Genomic DNA, 19,259 nt, shown 5'->3' with positions numbered 1-19,259 from the left:
AATACCTAGCTTGAGCTATCGACAATTAGCGCTACATCAACTAATGTGTTAAATCTTTACTCAATCACAAGATTTAGTGGTAAAAGTTGTCAAAAACCAACATTCTGCGGCATCAGTGGCTAGTCCTATTCTCAAATGTTTAAAAATATGAACCAAATCTGATTCTTTATAGTACAGTAGGTGCTTACCTAGATAATTGGAACCATTTATGAAGCTAGATATTCTTAACAATCATACTAGTCAGTAAATCTACCCAAGTAAACATAACTATATTTGAGTAGCTATGGTTTTTTTGGGTGAAAGCGCTAATATAAATCCCATATCTAGTTTTAGTCAAAATGAGCTTAAATTGTCCCGATCTGCATTTGATCCCCATTCCGATAAAATGACTAGGCATAACTTAAAAACTCCAAACCGCTTTTGACTGCGACACACATGAATCAACTGAACAATGGTTTTACGCTATTTCTAAGTCTGCTAGTCGAGGCGATACCTTTTCTGCTTCTGGGAGTGTTATTCTCCAGCGTGCTGCTATTTTTTGTAGATGAGCGCAAACTGGCAGAAAAAATGCCCAGAAATCCACTACTAGGAGCTTTGGTAGGTAGCACAATCGGCTTTTTGTTTCCGGTGTGTGAGTGCGGTAATGTACCGGTAGCGCGGCGATTACTAATGCAGGGAGTACCCACACCAGTAGCAATTGGTTTTTTGCTAGCAGCACCAACAATTAACCCAATTGTAATTTGGTCAACATGGACAGCGTTTCGCGATCAGCCAGAAATAGTAGTATTGCGCGTAGTCTTTTCTTTAGCGATCGCGACAACTGTCGGTTTTATTTTCAGCTTTCAAAAAGATTTGAGTCCAATTGTTCAACCAGCGCTCGCCCGTTACCTCAAGTTTAATCCACCAGCACCGCCAGAAACCACACGCCGGGGGCGACGTTCGCCAACACAACAAAACACCCCAAATTCTGGTTTATTGAAATCTGGAACTTATATTCTCGGAGGTAGATCCGGGGGAGCAACCAGAATTGATAATAATTTAATCTCCTCAACTACTCCATCATCTCCCAGCCAAAAACCCCTCCCAGATAAACTGCGGTTAGTAGTAGATAACGTTGTGCAGGAATTACGGGAATTAGGCGCAGTCATGGTTTTAGGAAGTGCGATCGCCGCAGCTATTCAAGTACTCGCACCCAGAGAATTAATCTTAAGTCTAGGTGCAGGCCCCATTAGCTCAATTGTTGCCATGCTGATATTAGCAGCAGTAGTATCAATTTGTTCAACAGTTGATTCCTTTTTCGCCCTCTCTTTTGCTTCTACTTTTACCAGTGGTTCCTTATTAGCGTTCCTCGTTTTTGGCCCCATGATTGACATCAAAGGCGTAGGTTTGATGTTATCTATTTTCAAAGCCAAAGCTTTATTTTATTTATTCGCCCTAGCAGCATTATTAACTTTCTTATTCACATTGTTTTTGAATTTGCATGTCATGTAAATCAATTAGTCAAAAGTCCATAGTCCATAGTCCATAGTCCATAGTTAATAGCCCAATGATAAATGAGCCTTGACAATTGACTTTTGACCATTGACTTTTGACCATTGACCATTGATTTTTGAGCATTGACTATTTACCCATGAAATCTAAATCTAAATCTAAACTTAGCACTCGCTTTGCACCTTGGCTGGATATCTTAGCAATTACAGCTTGGGGAATTTTAATCTTAAAATATTGGGTTACAGGTAAGCTGAATTTGTTAATTCACCCCGATTATTTTGGATTAGCAATTGCTGGCGCTATTGGCTTACTGTTTATCGGTTTTTTTAAAGCTCAAGAAGTGTTGCGACGGCGGCGTCAAGATGATGTTAGCAACCCCATGCATATTAATGTATTTCCCCCTGGTTGGGGTGCGACTTTGTTATTAATCGCAGCCATTTTAGGTTTCATCATTACACCGCAAGTTTTCGCCAGTGATAAAGCACTCCAGCGTGGTGTCACCATTGATTCCTTGGGAAGTTCGCGCCTCAAACCCCAAGCTTTTCGCACAACAGTGCGTCCAGAAGAGCGATCGCTTGTAGACTGGGTACGCACCCTGAATGTTTATCCCGAACCAGATTCATATACAGGACAAAAAGTCAAGGTACAAGGATTTGTGATTCAGCCGCCAGAGTTAGGCAAAGAATATATTTTCTTAGCTAGATTCGTTTTAAGTTGTTGCGCTGCCGATGCTTATCCCGTAGGTTTACCCGTCAAACTCCAAGCCGCTCAAGAACGCTATGCAGCAGATACCTGGCTAGAAATCGAAGGACAAATGATCACAGAAACACTTTCGGGAAAACGCCAACTTACCATCGCCGCTAGTTCCTTGAAAAAGATTCCCCAGCCGAAAAATCCTTATGACTATTAGTCAAGAGTCCAAAGTCCAAAGTCCAAAGTCTATTGACTCTTGACCATTGACCATTGACCATTGACTCTTGACAACTAACAAATGACAAATTCCAAATCATTTATTCAACCACTAGATCGAGTAGCGATCGCCTTTATGCTAGTTCTGAGTTTACTGATTGGTTTACTCATCTGGCAAGGTGATGGCGTCAAATCGCGAGTCCGCACCTTTACCTGGGAAGATCAGCAAATAGGCTCAGAAGATTTATCTTTTTCTTTGACTTTTAGCCGCCCAATGGAACCGAAAAGCGTCGAGGATAACTTGAAAATCGATCCGCCCCTAGCAGGAAAGATTAGTTGGGCTGGAAGGCGGATGGTGTATACCCTGTTGACACCAGCCCCCTACGGCACAAATTATAAAGTCCAGTTAGACACAGCCCAAGATAAATTTTCGCAAAAACAAGGCATAAATAGCGGAATTCAGCCGTTTAGAGGAAACTTCCGGACACGCGATCGCGCCATTGTTTATATAGGCGTAAATCCCGAAGAAAGAGGACAATTAATTCTCTATAACTTAACCCAAGAACAAAAAAAAGTACTGACTCCCAAAGATTTAATTATCATGGATTTTGAGCCATTTCCCGATGGCGATAAAATAGTTTTTTCGGCTCGCACTAATAAAAATCCAGACTTACTTTCGGCTGAGTTATACACAGTTACTACAGGTATTTCTCACAACCCCGAAACAAAGCCACAAACAGCAGGTAAAGTTAACCGCATTTTAGATAGTAAAGAATATCAAAACCTCAAATTTGACTTATCCCCAGATGGCAAAACCATAGTTATTCAGCGTGGTAAAAGATCCAATCCGGGAGAATTTGGTTTGTGGGTAATGCCATCAACTAGCGATAAATCTGACGAAAAACCCACCGCTAAACCCCTCAAAAGCCAGCCAGGGGGAGACTTTATGATTACACCAGACAGTAAAGCTGTGGCAATTGCCCAAGGACAAGGAGCCGCAATTGTCTCTCTAGAAGGAGATAGTAATAGACCTTTAGATTTCCTGCCCCAGTTTGGTTTAGTTCAAGCTTTCTCCAAAGATGGCTCCCAAGCCGCAATGGTCAAATTTAATACAGATTACACCCGTGATTTATTTTTGGTCACTAATCAAGGCGTTCAAAAACCCTTGTTAAAAACCACAGGTTCAATTCTTAACTGTCAATTCGATCCAGCTTCACCTACTCTTTACTGCTTGTTAACACAATTAGTCTCTAAAGAAGAATACATAGAACAGCCTTATTTAGTCGCCATCGATTTAAAGACAGCCAAACAGAAACCACTGCTACTATTACCCGTGGAACAGCGAAATGTCCAAATGAGCCTATCGCCAGATGGTTTAGGCTTATTATTTGACCAAGTAGTCGCCCAGCCACTCAATGCACCATCCACCAACGCCTTAAAAACTGACGATGGAGCGGAGATTAGTACTAGCAGTTTATGGTTAATGCCCCTACTACCCATAGCCGACACCACTACAGCCCAAATTAAGCCAGAGAAGCTACCCCTAGATGGATTTGCCCCATATTGGTTACCGTAAGGCAACAAGGACAAGGGAGACAAGGAGGACAATTGTACAGACGCGATTAATCGCGTCTCTAACAAATGCCCAATGCCCCATGCCCAATGCCCATAACATTTGTCCTACCACTTGCGTCTGAGGGTAGGGTGTTTGCTAAATTAGATACAGTGCTAACGCTTCCCTTGTGATGAGTTTTCGCTGATAACTTACTACCAAAAATTAGTTAATTAAAATCAAGCAGGAACGCGCCTGTAACCCGCATCTACAATAGATTACGCCCTGATCCGCATATTGGCGGAGAATAACTTCATAATGTTATAACGTCATCAGTTATAGATGCAAAATGGGGAATACTGAATCAATGATTAACTACTCATCCTGGAGGAGGGCTACCCTTGGTTTATAGAGTGACTCTCCCCACGGCTCAAACCAGGGGCTTGTCAGGTTTCCCCAAGCAACTTGCGTCAAACCCGATTCGGACACTGTCGATAAGCAATGCTAACGCCAGCACTGCTGAACATTCTTAAGCAGGTGGGTCAAGAGTGATGAATGAAGCTGAACCCTCAAATAATGGGGCTTTTGTTGAATCCTTAAATTCTGCTAATTCGCCACAAGTGGAGCAGGCGAGTTGTCCGTTTTATTCTGTTGTCCCCCATGAGAATGTGGTAATTCGACAATTACCACTTCTTCAGCCAGCAAAAGACGAACAGCCCGAAATTCAAGTCCCGGATGTCCCTGAAGATGCAACCAAGCCGGACTGGGTAGCTGAACCGGATTTAGACAAACAAGTATTAGTAGATTTTGAATTTCAAAAACTGCTAACATTGAATGAAGAATTGCGTGCTGCTAATGATGGCTTGTACGAGCAAATAGAAAAGCTGCAAAAGGAATTATCTGAGTCGGATAAGGTGATACAGTGGCAGAAAAGACGAGCTAGCGTTACTGAGTCTATGCTCAACCAACAAACTCAGGAACTCACCGCCGCCCAAGAACAAATCAAATCTTTATTTCAAGAATTAGAAACTGCTGCGCAAAACGTGCAGCGCCAAGAACTTTGCATTGAAACATATAAAGCACAGCTACAAATTAGTCAACAACGTCTCGCCCAATTAGAACGGGAATGTTCCCTGCTGCAATCTAACTACAGCGAACAATCTCAGCAGCTATTACAATCAGAAAATTCCTGTCGCGAATTGCGTACCAGGCTGATGCGGCAACAGCGCCAGACTCTACAATTTAAAGCAGCTCTAGAAAAGTGTTTAGAAACTCCTGTTCCTGGTGATGATTCTTTAGATGATGCTGCAACTCCGAAGCGGGAGAAAAACACCAAGCAATCCAGATTTGCCAAAAAAGCTCGGTCTTTGTTCCCCAATGCACAGCCAATTAAGCCTTGGTCAGCAGAATCAGATGCTTTAACTGATAATTTAGATAGTTCTTGGAAAGAATCAGCTTCAACTCCTGTTACTCCATCTTCCCCTTGGGATTGGTCAGACAAAAAAGAACAGCTAAAATCAGCAACATCAGATAATGCTTTAAATTCATCCCCCATCATTGATGACGCTACGGCTACACCAGAAGCCGTTTCAAATATGGGAACTGCGAACATTGATGAGCAAATCGATCATCTCATGCAAATGTTCTTTAACGCCAAACCTACAGCGTCATCTGCGACACAGAAGATAGACAAAGATTTAGATAGCAACCAAGCTGATGTATCTATTTGGGATACTTCTGCCACTACTATTACTGATGATGAGCCAGCAGAAACTCTACCAGACAGCAATACGCCTATTAGTTGGGTAGTAAATAATGCTTCGGCATCAGCTAATAATTTACCAGTATCTCCGACTGCGGCGATTGCACAAACAACGGAGCCAGCAGACAATGAAGACTATTGGTCAGACATTGCCCAAGTAAATCAAGTGAACTTGTCTTTGTCAGATATAGCAGCAGAAGTATCTGGTAACTCTACTATCGACGATAAATCACCTTCACCAGTAGTTTATCCCAAACGCCCACCAAAGGGGCGCAAGTCTTTAGCGTCTGTAGAGTTACCAAATTTTCGTCAGCAGAAGAGTCAATAGTCATTAGTCAATAGTCAATAGTCATTAGTCATTAGTCAATAGTCATTAGTCATTAGTAAAAACAACTGACAACTGACAACTGACAACTGACAATTGTACAGACGCGATTAATCGCGTCTCTAATTCAAAATTTGCGCTTCTGAGTTTTGCATTGTTTCTTTTGGGTTGGTGTTGGTTACTTGATTAGGCGATCGCGGTTTGCCTGTGATGATAGCGTAGTTAATGGCTAATAGTCTTAACCACAATGCGGGATAGCGGGGTTCTAGCCAAGGTTCTATTTGATGGAGGAAGCGCTCAAACCAGCCATTTAGCAATGCACTCACTAGGGCATAAAGACCAAAGTTAAGATAATTACTTACCCATCTGAGTAAATCTTTAGGCCCGGCTAGTTCCCAAATCCACAATAATAAAGCTGGGTTTTTCTTTGCAGCTTTAATGGCGAGGCGATTAAAGGTGAACCAGTCGCAACGGTCTTTAATGAAATTATCGGCGACTTCTAGGGGTTCGTCGGCTAATAGCCCAAAGAAGGTATTCAACATGGCGTTGATTCTTTGGGGTGGTAAAAATTTACCTGTGGGTACCATCATTCCTTTGGAAAATAGCCAGGTGATAGATACGTTACTTTGGTAGGCGCGAATTTGGTTGAGGTGGCGGAAACTTAAGAGATTATGCTTGAGGGCGATATCTAAAAGTTTGGTGAGGCGTTCTAGGTTGCGTACCAGGGAACCAAAGCCAGTAAATACCAAGGGTGACTGTAGGGATGCGGCATCACCGATCGCAATTAATCTATCAAAAGCTACGGTGCGATCGCTACTGCTGACGCTAAAATGTCCGGGAATATAGCCAAAGGTGGGTTTTTTCCACACCAACTTATCTACATCACAGCGCCGATATTCTGGCAAAATCGTGAAGAAGTCCTCGTACATCTCTAACAAGGAACCGGGATTTTGGGGATTGACTTCGTGGTAATGAAACAAATAAATTGTTAATTCTTCGCCAATTCCGGGAAATAATTCCCAAATTAGTTGTCTACCGCGCGAAATATCTCCGTGGCTATAAAGCACGTCGCCATACTGGGAATCCCAAACTTGGGGGGCAAATCCCTTATCTATGACCGCCCCTACTGTGGGACAGACGCTATCAAAAGCGCGACCGCCATTTAATTGCCAAGCAATCGGGGAAGCTGTACCCATCGCATCTACTAGCAACTTCCCGGTGACTCGCTTCTGAGTTTGACTGGGTAAATGCTTGACATTCAATTCAACTTGTGATATATAAATATCTGCGCCCAAAAACTCTGTTTCATCCCAGATTTCGCCACCTGCGGCACGGAGCTTTTGCCCGCACATTTGCAGCCATCTATCGGAGTCAAGGGCGATATTTAGCACTGTGGGAGTATGTAAAACAGGCGATCGCAATTTCACCGGATTATTGGCATCGAAAAATTTATTGAACCCGTCTTTATATTCGCGTGCAATTACGGTTTCTAACTCGCTACTGGTTACCAAACCGAGATTAATTAAGCTTTGTAGTTCATCACGAGAAATATTCCATTCCCGGTTCATCCGGCCGAAAGGCATTCGCTCTATCAGTAGAACTTTATAGCCTAATTTCGCCATCACTGCGGCATGAATGACTCCTAATGCTCCGCCTATATAGATGATGTCGTAGGTGGGGGACAAGGGGGATTTATCTTCCCTGTTGTGAGAAAAAACAACTTGACGGGGTTGCTGGGGATTGCGTACACCCTCACGCCATCTTTGCTCCCACCAATAAGCCCTGGTTAAATCGTATTCCCCATTGGGCATTTTCTGGAAATACTTGACCGTTTGGGGGTAATAGGGTGCTAAAGCCGCAAATATTGATTGTTGAGATAAATCAATAACTGGGGGTTCGGGATATTTATAAGGAAAGCTGTTTCTGATATCCGCAGTCAGGCGTTGTAAAATTTGTCCTTCTTGGGGAAAGGGCTGATTTCCCCAACGGAACACTTTTACATAGGTAGTACGCTGCACTGACCAAACAAATATGGAAAGTTCTCTCGGTAAATTTTCGGAAATAGCGACCTCAGCTTTTGTAGTTTCAGCAGTTACTCTGAGGCGAAATCCGTCAGGAGTGATTATTTTTTCACCAATCCCCGGTTGAAAATCTGCTTGTAGCCAACTGCAAACAGATTGTGTCTCTGAGGTCGGAACTTCTAAATAAAGTAATTCTTTCATTGTTTTCTGACATCTCCGTTAAATCTACTCACTAAGACAGATTTCAAGAAGGTATGAAATACGCTAAACTCCGCCCTATCAGTTACATAAAGATTTGGTGAAGAAAGTTTAATAATTTATCAAACTTATTGTTCATTCTGAATTTCTGTAAACCCACGCCATGAATTATCCCATCCCAGACAGCCCCCAAGATATTGTTGCCCTGCAACAAAGACCTGTTGATGAAGAATTGGTTGCATCTGCGATCGCTGGAGTCATTAAAATTGTCCGCGCTCAAGGTCAATCCTTGGAAGAATTAACCGCCCAGGTGCTAGCTGATGACCACATGCTGGATCAACAGCAGCGTCGCTGGCTGAGTAAATTGGTTGCTCAAGCCTGGGATAGTTTCTCATAACAGCAGTGCGAGTAAAAATAAGTAGCTATATTTCGTGTTTCCCCAAATTGCCAATCGGATTTATTTGGTGTGGGAAGTAAAATGATGCTTGATTGAGATTGGCAATTACGCTGCTGTTAATAGAAATAATTCTGGGCAGCTAAAATCTTTTTTAAGACAGCAAATATTAGGATTCAGAAACCGTTGTGTTCTGAGATTTTAACTTTTCACTAGAGATAAATAAAGCTTTTGGTTGCGAGTACAGCAGCAAACCATACTCCAACCCTGCAACTACAGCTTGATAGGAAGCTTCCAAAATATTTGTGGAAACGCCTAAAGTAGTCCAGCGTTGATGTCCATTACCTGATTGTACCAAAGCTCGCGTCTTGGCGGTTGTGCCGGTGTTGCCGTTAAGAATGCGGACTTTATAATCTGTGAGTTCAAACTCTGCTATTTGGGGATAAAACTTGACTAAAGCCTTGCGTAAAGCTGCGTCTAAAGCTGCTACCGGGCCTATACCTTCCGCAGCTTCTAAAATATTTTCCCCATTTACAGATACTTTAATTGTCGCTAAAGAATTTGTGGTTTCTTTGCCGGCGATTAAATCGCAATGTACTTGAAAGCCGTTAATTTCAAAGAATTGCTGGCGTTTTCCCAAGGCTTCATACATCAACAGGGCAAAACTCGCTTCTGCGGCTTCAAATTGATAGCCTTCACTCTCCAAATCTTTCATTTTTTGGAGAATTTGTCTAGCTTCCGGTTGATGCTGATCTAATTCAATACCCAAAGTCCGGGCTTTAGCTAAGACATTACTGATTCCAGATTGTTCGGAAATGACGATGCGGCGACGGTTCCCTACTTGTTCTGGCTGAATGTGTTCGTAAGTCAGGGGATTGCGTTCGACTGCGGAGACATGAATCCCACCTTTGTGTGCAAATGCTGACATCCCCACAAAGGGCGCATGTTCATCTGGTGCGAGGTTGACGACTTCGCTGACAAAGCGACTGGCTTCTGTAAGTTGGGCTAGCTCGTCTTCACCGATACAGCTATAACCTAACTTTAATTGTAAATTAGGAATCAAAGAACAAAGATTGGCATTTCCACAACGTTCGCCATAACCGTTGATTGTACCTTGTACCATCCTCGCCCCAGCCATGACAGCAGCTAAGGCATTCGCCACGGCTAAATCCGAGTCATTATGGGTGTGAATCCCAATTTGGGGAATTTTCATCTGTTTTTTGTCAACAACCAATGACGAATGATCGTTGACTGCTTGGACAATTTCTGTAACTTCATGGGGTAAAGTTCCGCCATTGGTATCACAGAGAACTAACCATTCTGCACCAGAGGCGATCGCGGCTGCTAATGTTTGTAACGCATAATCGGGATTATGCTTGTAACCGTCAAACCAATGTTCTGCATCGTAGATTACCCGCCGCCCTTGGCTACCAAGGTACTCAATGGTATCGCGGATCATCGCCAAATTCTCTTCTAAGGTCGTTTTTAGCCCTGTGGTGACATGTAAATCCCAGGATTTACCAAATACTGTCACCCAGCGCGTACCCGCCGCCAGAATTGCTTGCAGCATCGGCTCTGATGCTGCATTGGTATGAGGGCGACGGGTAGAACAAAAAGCAACAATTTCGGAATTTTTTAGCGGATCTTCCTGTAATTGCCAGAAAAATTGTACATCCTTGGGATTGGCACCAGGCCATCCACCTTCAATAAAGGGAATTCCTAATCGATCTAGTCTTCTGGCGATGCGTAACTTATCTTCTATGGACACCGATAGTCCTTCACGTTGAGTACCATCCCGTAGCGTAGTGTCATAGAGCCAAAGTTGAGGTGAAGAATATGTAGTCATATTTTTAGGCAATGTGCCAATATACAACAAAAAGCCAGTTTACTAATTCCCAAATGTCCACACAACTAGCTTTAAATAGCAACTGAGATTGTATGCGATCGCCACAGCAGTTAGATTACTCAACAACCCAGGCGAAATATTGTCCATTAGACAGCCTACTTCCGCGAAACTTTGGTGCAAAATGGTATTGACCTCTACAATGGCGGTGTTAAGGTAATAAACTATCACTCTGTTGGCAGATGTAGTAACTGAGCAGTTAAGGTAGAAGGCGAAGTTTTTTCTGCGATCGCTTCTGCTTATTGTCCTACAGCAGATCTGCATCTCGCCTGACAAACCAATCGAGGTTTTAGACAAACAATAGTATGAAATAAAAAATTTGCTGGATTTCACCAAATTCGCAAATCAACACAAAAACACCAACTTCACAAGGAGCAAAGCAACATGGGTAGATGGACACCGCTAATTCTGATGGCTGGAGGCTTGGCTATATTGCTAGGTACGTTACTAGGAATTAACTTTCCAATGGGGGGACAAAGCGCCAGTGTCCCAACAAATAGCAAAACCTCAAAAGTCCTCCCAGCTAATATTAACGTTAATAGCACAGAAGCGGGCAGAAATAACGATTCTACTAACGAAAATAGAAGCAATGTAGCGCAAAATAACAATTCAACTGGCGATTCCACCACAGATACCGAAAATACCGACACCACTACAGATACTCAATCTACAGATACTCAATCTACTGAAGAAAATTCAACTTCACAACCCATTCGCGCCTTGTGGTAGAGTTTGCTCGTCAATGGTTGCGAGTTATGAGTTATAAGTTATGAGTGATGAGTTATTAGTTGTGAGTTGTTAGTTATGTACTAATGATAAATGGCTAATAATGTATGACTAATGACTAATGACTAGTGACATTTTAATTATTGGCGGCGGCGCGATTGGTTTAGCGATCGCCGTAGAACTCAAACTGCGCGGGGCAAATGTCACCGTGCTTTGCCGTGATTTTAACGCCGCCGCTACCCATGCGGCGGCTGGGATGTTGGCACCAGATGCGGAAAATTTGACAGATGAAGCAATGTATGCTTTATGCTGGCGATCGCTTGCCTTATATCCCGAATGGACGCACAAACTTGAAGAACTCGCTGGTTTACCCACACTTTATTGGCCTTGTGGCATCTTAGCACCTGTTTATCAACAGCAAGAGCAGCAAAATACCCTTTTGTCACCATCAGCGCGGGAATCACCTGCTTATTGGTTAGATAAAACCGCAATCCAGCAACATCAGCCAGGATTAGCAGCTGAAGTAGTTGGTGGCTGGTGGTATCCCGAAGACGGACAAGTAGATAATCGCGCCTTAGCAAGGGTATTGTGGACGGTGGCTGAGTCCGTTGGCGTAGAAATTAAAACCGGCGTTAGTGTTGAAGCCTTTTTACAGCAACAAGGTAAAGTATTAGGCGTACAAACTAGCGCTGGCGTTTTCCGCGCTAGCCATTATGTCTTAGCCACTGGTGCTTGGTCAAATGAATTACTACCATTTCCCGTGCGTCCTGTCAAGGGGCAAATGTTGCGGCTGCGCGTACCGGAATCTTTACCAGAATTGCCCCTGAAGCGGATTTTATATGGGGAGAATACCTACATAGTACCCAGACGCGATCGCACAATTATTATTGGTGCGACAAAAGAAGATGTTGGTTTTACCCCGAATAACACACCAGCCGGGATACAAACATTACTCCAACAAGCTACCCGCCTTTATCCCCAATTACAAGATTACCCAATTGAGGAATTTTGGTGGGGATTTCGTCCCGGTACACCTGATGAATTACCAATTTTGGGAACTAGTCCCTGTGCAAATTTAACTTTAGCGGTGGGACATTATCGCAATGGGATTTTGCTAGCACCCATCACCGCCGCCATCATTGCTGATTTAATTACAGAACAAAAATCAGATCCTTTATTATCTCACTTCCATTATTCGCGCTTCCTGCCGCAATCTACCCCCATGTTTACTCACTCTGCGAATTTCACCAACGGGCATCGTTCTGTTGCGACTTTAGATAACTTAGATAACAATGTCATTACCACTGAAGACTCACCATTAATCATTGCAGGTAAAACCTTCCGTTCCCGCCTAATGACTGGAACTGGTAAATATCGCAGCATTGCAGAAATGCAGCAAAGTATTATCGCCAGCGAATGTCAAATTGTTACCGTCGCCGTGCGTCGAGTCCAAACCAAAGCGGCGGGACATGAAGGTTTAGCCGAAGCACTCGACTGGGAGAAAATTTGGATGTTACCGAATACAGCCGGCTGTCAAACTGCAGAAGACGCAATTCGAGTAGCGCGGTTAGGGCGAGAAATGGCGAAACTTTTGGGACAGGAAGATAATAATTTCGTCAAATTAGAAGTTATCCCCGATCCTAAATATTTATTACCAGATCCCATAGGCACATTGCAAGCCGCAGAACAATTAGTTAAAGAAGGCTTTGCTGTATTGCCATATATCAATGCCGATCCGATGTTAGCCAAGCGCTTAGAAGAAGCCGGCTGCGCCACAGTCATGCCCTTAGCTTCGCCCATCGGCTCAGGACAAGGCTTGAAGACTACAGCGAATATCCAAATCATCATTGAAAACTCCAAGATTCCCGTCGTAGTCGATGCGGGGATTGGTGCGCCATCAGAAGCAGCTCAAGCAATGGAACTAGGTGCAGATGCTTTATTAATTAATAGTGCGATCGCTTTGGCAAAAAATCCAGCTGCAATGGCACGCGCCATGAACCTAGCCGCCGTCGCCGGTCGTCTCGCCTACCTCGCAGGGAGAATGCCAATTAAAGACTACGCTAGTGCTAGTTCCCCACTCACAGGGACAATTAGTTAATGGGCATGGGGCATGGGGCATTGGGCATTGGGCATTGGGGAGCCAGTGCGTTGCGGGGGTTCCCCCCGTTGTAGCAACTGGCGTCATTGCTTATTACTCCTCCTTTCCCTTGTCCTCCTTGGTTCCATCTTGACTATACCGAAAGTAACAATTGTTTACTTTTTGTGAATAGTCACTATAAAGTTTATGCAACAATTAAACAAAAGATAAGAACAAGGAATTAGTTCATGCCGTATACAAATGAAGAAGGCGGTCTTCTCAATAATTTTGCTCGCGAACCCAAGATTTATGCAGCAGAACCTCCAAATGCAGGGCAAAAGCGAACCTACGTTATTCTAGGAGTAGTCGCTACAGTCTTGGTTGGTGGTCTGATTTTCGTCGCCTTCTCTGTTTCGTGACTCAGTTGAACGCAAAGAATTTTATTAAAATTTAATTTTTCTCTGATTAGAGGTTCTTCACCCATGAGGAACCTAATTTTTTGCAATTTACTACCAAGAATATTCAAAAGAAAAAGTAATTTAGTTTTATGCTTACGAAAAATACCCAAATTATTGCGTATTTAATTAATACGTAGCGAATCCTCAGCTTACCTTCACGAATTTACCAAAGCTGTACTAGTGGTCTGTCGCAAAAATTTCGAGGGGTAAAAAACGAACCGCGTTCGACGAAGTCGTTCCCGCAGGGTAGACACGAAGTACTCGCAGGAAGAGAAAAGAAGAAGAAACTTACCCCACAGAATTAATGGGACAGACCACTAGATACAATTACATTTATGTAAAAAATATAAAAAAAATATAAACTTGAATTAGGTAAAGCAAAAAGCGAAAAATATCATGTCCTGTTTCTGGAACAGCTATTTTTCTAGCTCAATCACCGGAAAAACCCCCAAATAAATCCAAAAAGCCCTCATCCCTAGCCTCTATTTTCTAGCTAGTGGTTGAGTACTTAGATGTACCCTTAAAGAAAATGTAAACTGTGTATTGGCTTTTTAGCCGCTATGAGCGTGAACGATACTGCACACACAGATAATTTTGCTTGGAATCGGCAAGTATATCACCGATTAAAACTTGCTTTGAGTCTGAATTTAAGAAGACAAATATTTATCGCAGTTTGTGATGATTTACACTTAAGAAATCAAATAGCGGCGCGGTTGCATTCTACCTTGGCTTATCCTGTGGGGCAAGTGTTATATCAGCCTGATGATAGCCTAGAAAGTAGTACAGCAGCCTATCCCCGCCTCGCAACTTTACGTTTAAATCTCAGCGATCCTAATCTGATAGCTCAAATTAATCAATGGCTGGCGAATTATCCACCGCCAACTATTGGAGCATCAAAAGATACCCCAGGTAGACCTTTACCCGTACCTGCTTTTCAAATTGTGGGTGTAGAACTACTCACTAGACAGTCAGTAGCTATCCAACGGATGTTTTTACACCATCTGCGCGTCATTGAGGAATATTTATCTAGTGAAAAAACCAGCAGCTTTTTAGAAGCGAGTATACTTTTATGGGTACCGCGTCCTTGGTTGTCGGCGATTCAGCAGTCAGCGCCACAGTTTTGGCATAGCCGTACTGGTGTGTTTTATTTTGCGGGAGATCCCACACCTACAGTACAACATCCAGACTATTCAGAACGGTTTGCAAGTTCGAGAAATTTAGATTTTGATGATTTTCAACCATCGATTTTAGAAGAAGTACCTATCCCAGCAGAACTAGAAGCTGCAAAGGATAGCGAACTCGACTTGGAAGAGAATTTTGATTTTCCTGCTGATGAACCAGTCAATCACCAAGAGTTACAAGAGGAAGTTGCTTTACCAACAGAACTTCTGAAAGTTGAGGTAAATCCGGAATTACATGCGGCAAATAATAGCGAAAATTATTTGGAATCGCTGCCATCTTTATCTCATATTAGTAAACAATTATCTGAATTAGTATTAACAACAATTAATACAAAAATAATTGCGGATGATGAGGAGATTTCCCAAGCGCAGCAAATGCTCGCGGAGATTGAGCGATTACACGCAGAAAATGCTCCGGGAGAAGCGCTAGGTGCTGCTTATCATAAATTAGGCAATTTTTATCGTCTGCGGATCGAACAAGGACAGGTAACTGCGGAAAATTTGATGGTAGCTATTATTGCTTACCAAGAGTCAATTACTTTTGATGATACTTCACCTCAGTTACCAGATATCTTAAATGATTTGGGTACGCTTTATTGGATGTTATATCGTACTCCATCGGCACCAGAAGAGGGACAAACTTATATAGAACAGGGAATAGAATTTTATAAGTTAGCGTTAAAGCTAATCTCACCACAAACTCACCCAGAAACTTATGCGCGGGTACAAAATAATTTAGGTACGGCTTATGGAGATTTAGCGAGATTTGCTCATCCACCAGATTGTTGGGAACAAGCAGTTATAGCTTATAACGAAGCGTTGCGCTATCGTACAGTGGCGATGGAACCGTTAAAGTATGCGGCTTGTCAGAATAATTTGGGTACGGCTTATTGGCATTTGGGACAATATAATCAACCTGTAGTGAATTTAAAAAAAGCGATCGCATCTTACAATCTCGCACTGGCTCACTACAACCCTCAAGATGAACCGCTCAAGTATGGCATGATTCAAAATAACATCGGCACAGCCTATTGGAATCTGGCACAATACGAGCAACCAGCGCACAATCTGCGGATGGCGATAGATGTTTACTGTGATGCGCTCAAATATCGTACAGCTGCAACTGTTCCTAGCGGCTGTGCTGCAACCCAAAATAATTTAGGGACGGCTTATTGGCATTTAGCTAATCTTTCGCAAACGCCGAAAGAAGACAAATATAATTATCTACGATTGTGCATTGCTGCTTATGATGAAGCTTTAGCTTTAGCACATTCACTTAATCCTGCTGCTTTAAGTTTTGATGTGTTAGCTACTCACAATAATTTAGGATTAGCTCATTATCAAATTGCTACAGATCAATATTTTAATGGTGATAAAACACAGCGTACTCAACATTTAGAAGCTGCATTAAATAATCATTTGCAAGCTTTAAATGGATTGAGCAAACAACCAGAAGCTTATCAAACCACATTTTCTTATGTGGTAAAAACAGTCCGCGCTTTCCATAGCGAATTAGGAATCCAAGGACAAAATTTAGCTTTATCGAAAGTGCCGGCGCAGATGTTACCGGAAATTTTACCGAAGTTGTAAAAACCAAATTTTGTGACTTGGTGAGGTGAAAATTATCTTGTCTTAACCATGTCTTACCCAAATATTAAAAATAAATCATTATTTTTATGTCATTATTTAAAAATTTACTACATATAAAAACCTCTCAATAAAGCAAGTAATTATAAATAATCCTACTGCTGCAATCTATGTCTCAAAATTCAATTTCTTCTGGTGCTTCTCCACAAAATTCGCTTAATCATCAAGCTGATAACTATCCGTTAGCAGGAGATGGGGTTGATTGGGAATTACGAATAGCAAAATTAGTCGGTTTTGCGGAAGAACCTTTATCTGATGATGGGGAAGTTGTAGAAGAATCAGTTAATAAAGAACCATCGCCACCTGAACCAATAGCAGAAAAGACAGAACAGCCATTATCAACAAATCCCTTTGCTAAGTTAGGTTTGGTAGGTACTGCTACTTTGATTGTAGTTGTATTTACTGGTGGGTTTTTAACGCAAATTATGAGCAGTAATGAGCAACAACCCAGAAATAAGCAAATTGCAGTTCAACAAACTCCATTACCAAATACACAACAATCAAAAGAAGCAGAATTAGAGGAAAAAGTCGAGACGCTGAAAACAAAATTAGCCTTGACTGAACAAACTGAAGCGGTGAAATTAGCACAACAGCAACTCAGAAATGGAAAACAGATAGCGTCTGCTGAGTCACGGGTTCCCCAGACTTCACGAGGGGATAATTCTGTCAGACAAACACCCATACCAACATCAACAGTTTACGTACCTCGCACAGTCACAGTAGAACGGATTGTAAAATCTCCCTCTGTACCCGTAGTTTCAACTGCTTCGACTGTACCACCATCGCCACCAATCATTGTTAACCCACAACCTCAACCATTAGTCCCTGTGATTCCATCATCACCGCCTAATCCTTGGCAAACTTGGCAAAGTTTAGCAAAGTTAGGTAGCTATGGAGAGGTGGGTAATAGCGATCGCAATTATGACAATACAACAGATCAACCACAACCTAACAGCGATCGCGAGGAACAACAAGCAACAAACCCCGAACCTGACACAACACCCAAGCAGCAAGCACCAAGAATTAGTCAAGGAATCAGCCAAAATCCCCAAACTTTAGCTGTAGGGAGTAATGCTAAAGCTGTGTTAGCGACAGCTGTATTTGGCGAAACTTCCGATTCTGCAGATAAAGACAACGCAAATATCTTTGTAGTGCGGTTACAAGAACCATTAAAAGCGATAGATGGCGCGATCGCTATTCCAGCAAATACGGAACTATTAACGCAAATGAGTTCCTTATCCGAGCAAGGTTTAGTCAAATTAGAAGTTTTAAAACTAATTGTACCAGTTCAAGGAAAACTTACAGAAAGAACTGTACAGCAAAATGCCTTAACCATCCGCGCGCCTCAAGGTAAACCCCTAATCGCTAACCAATTTCCTAATAGAGGCTCTTCTATTGCTGGGATGGATATTGGACTGTTTGTTTTAGGCGGACTTGGTAAGGCAGCAGAGTTAATGAATCGGACTGATGCGCAAGTTGTGACTACTACTGGTTCTACGACTATTGTTAATAGTACTAATCCCGATCGTAACATTTTAGCGGGAATTTTTGAAGGGGGCATGAACACTGTTGTACCGCAAATTGCCCAACGCAATCAACAAGCAATTTCTCAATTGTCTCAACGCACTAACGTTTGGTTTCTTCCAGCAGGTACAGCAGTGGAAATTTATGTTAATCAATCTATACAATTGTGATTTTTTCTTAAAAAAAACATCCATTAATGAGGATACCTTAAGGGACTTACAAAAAATAAATTACCCAAATTCCGTAGTGCGAGCAGCGTTCGACTGAGCGCTCACGCCGAAGTCTTGCTCGCTTTTGAATACCAGCGAGCGAGACGTTTGTCCTTCGGACACGCTACGCGAACGCACTACAAATTGATTGGGTATTTAAAAAATTGGATGTCCCTAATGCTATTTATTATTGGTCGATCGCCCATTTTTGATGCACCCATCAGTCTTTATCTGTCATATCTATCGTATCTGTCATCTCGATCGTATCTGTCATTTCTGTTAAATCTATCATCACGATCGGATCTATTATATCTATCGTATCGGTTGTATCTATTAAATCGGTTCATTCTGCGATCGCCTACAACAAATTGAGCGCGACAGCCATTTCTTACCCAAATACGATTTCTGTTAAAACCCCAATTATCTCGACAACTTGCATTAGATAACTGCCTAACTAGCCTAACTCTACCTCTTGTTGGTATGGCACAACTATTACCCCGATTATTATAGCTTTCACAAGTAATTACTTGCTGCGCTGAAGCTGGAGTAGGAACGCCCAGAATTGTACCAATAGTAATACCAGCAGCTATGAAGCTAACAGCTATTAGTGGACACCGGGTAACCATATTAAACGTTCTAATGTTTGCAAATTATTTATAGGTTAAGCCTTATTTTAATGTTAATTTTGTCATTACAACTCTATCTAAAGGTCAGACTTTTGGTAGATGTTGACTAACAATCAGCTTGCCTTTTCTAAAAGCTAAAATAATCCCATAAAAGTGAGATTTTGAGATGAATATTCAGCAAAATCCAACTTATCGCTGCTATCGGATTTCCCCATGACTGTTTGCAAAACGATGTCATTCGCGATCGCTGATTTGG

At 42.2% G+C, this 19,259-nt stretch carries 13 protein-coding genes; 10 read left to right on the top strand and 3 right to left on the bottom strand.

All coding sequences use genetic code 11. From position 1 onward, the window contains the following. Window positions 1–435: 435 nt before the first annotated feature. From AACW45_RS33695 to AACW45_RS33680, 4 genes are all read left to right on the top strand, one after another. Complete coding sequence (locus tag AACW45_RS33695; RefSeq protein ID WP_190630142.1) at window positions 436–1,491, top strand: permease; 1,056 nt, start codon at window positions 436–438, stop codon at window positions 1,489–1,491. A 139-nt stretch (window positions 1,492–1,630) separates the two neighbouring features. Next, a complete protein-coding gene (locus AACW45_RS33690) occupies window positions 1,631–2,401 on the top strand; it encodes a TIGR03943 family putative permease subunit (protein ID WP_190630138.1) in 771 nt (256 codons plus the stop codon). An 81-nt stretch (window positions 2,402–2,482) separates the two neighbouring features. Further along, complete coding sequence (locus tag AACW45_RS33685; RefSeq protein ID WP_190630136.1) at window positions 2,483–3,976, top strand: TolB family protein; 1,494 nt, start codon at window positions 2,483–2,485, stop codon at window positions 3,974–3,976. Between the two features lie 527 nt (window positions 3,977–4,503). Continuing rightward, the gene (locus tag AACW45_RS33680; protein ID WP_190630133.1) at window positions 4,504–6,042 is read left to right on the top strand and encodes a hypothetical protein; all 1,539 of its coding nucleotides are present in this window, start codon (window positions 4,504–4,506) and stop codon (window positions 6,040–6,042) included. Window positions 6,043–6,161: 119 nt separating this feature from the next. Here the strand turns inward: AACW45_RS33680 and AACW45_RS33675 are convergent, their stop codons facing one another. Next, window positions 6,162–8,261, bottom strand: coding sequence for an NAD(P)/FAD-dependent oxidoreductase (locus tag AACW45_RS33675; protein ID WP_190630131.1), 2,100 nt, complete (start codon window positions 8,259–8,261; stop codon window positions 6,162–6,164). Window positions 8,262–8,421: 160 nt separating this feature from the next. On the opposite strand from AACW45_RS33675, the gene AACW45_RS33670 reads away from it, so the two are divergent. After that, window positions 8,422–8,655, top strand: a complete 234-nt coding sequence (locus tag AACW45_RS33670) for a hypothetical protein (RefSeq protein ID WP_096645671.1) — start codon at window positions 8,422–8,424, stop codon at window positions 8,653–8,655. A gap of 166 nt (window positions 8,656–8,821) precedes the next feature. Here the strand turns inward: AACW45_RS33670 and cimA are convergent, their stop codons facing one another. Continuing rightward, a complete protein-coding gene (cimA, locus tag AACW45_RS33665; RefSeq protein WP_190630129.1) occupies window positions 8,822–10,498 on the bottom strand; it encodes a citramalate synthase in 1,677 nt (558 codons plus the stop codon). A 441-nt stretch (window positions 10,499–10,939) separates the two neighbouring features. Between cimA and AACW45_RS33660 the strand changes: the two genes are divergently transcribed. From AACW45_RS33660 to AACW45_RS33640, 5 genes are all read left to right on the top strand, one after another. Next, window positions 10,940–11,284 (top strand): hypothetical protein, encoded by a 345-nt coding sequence (locus AACW45_RS33660; RefSeq protein WP_190630126.1) that lies wholly within the window; start codon window positions 10,940–10,942, stop codon window positions 11,282–11,284. Between the two features lie 118 nt (window positions 11,285–11,402). After that, window positions 11,403–13,379 (top strand): glycine oxidase ThiO, encoded by a 1,977-nt coding sequence (gene thiO, locus AACW45_RS33655; protein WP_190630124.1) that lies wholly within the window; start codon window positions 11,403–11,405, stop codon window positions 13,377–13,379. 227 nt (window positions 13,380–13,606) lie between these two features. Continuing rightward, on the top strand, window positions 13,607–13,777 hold the full coding sequence (psb34, locus tag AACW45_RS33650; protein WP_190630122.1) for a photosystem II assembly protein Psb34: 171 nt from the start codon (window positions 13,607–13,609) through the stop codon (window positions 13,775–13,777). 599 nt (window positions 13,778–14,376) lie between these two features. After that, complete coding sequence (locus AACW45_RS33645; protein ID WP_190630119.1) at window positions 14,377–16,587, top strand: tetratricopeptide repeat protein; 2,211 nt, start codon at window positions 14,377–14,379, stop codon at window positions 16,585–16,587. Between the two features lie 167 nt (window positions 16,588–16,754). Beyond that, on the top strand, window positions 16,755–18,338 hold the full coding sequence (locus AACW45_RS33640) for a TrbI/VirB10 family protein (RefSeq protein ID WP_190630117.1): 1,584 nt from the start codon (window positions 16,755–16,757) through the stop codon (window positions 18,336–18,338). Between the two features lie 266 nt (window positions 18,339–18,604). On the opposite strand, the gene AACW45_RS33635 is transcribed toward AACW45_RS33640, so the two are convergent. Further along, window positions 18,605–19,003, bottom strand: a complete 399-nt coding sequence (locus AACW45_RS33635; RefSeq protein ID WP_190630115.1) for a DUF3011 domain-containing protein — start codon at window positions 19,001–19,003, stop codon at window positions 18,605–18,607. Window positions 19,004–19,259 lie beyond the last annotated feature (256 nt).

It is taken from the genome of Calothrix sp. FACHB-168, from assembly GCF_963889195.1.
Lineage (GTDB): Bacteria > Cyanobacteriota > Cyanobacteriia > Cyanobacteriales > Nostocaceae > Aulosira > Aulosira anomala_A.
The sequence above is the reverse complement of the archived record's forward strand: the minus strand, read 5'-3'. Positions and strand labels throughout refer to the sequence as shown.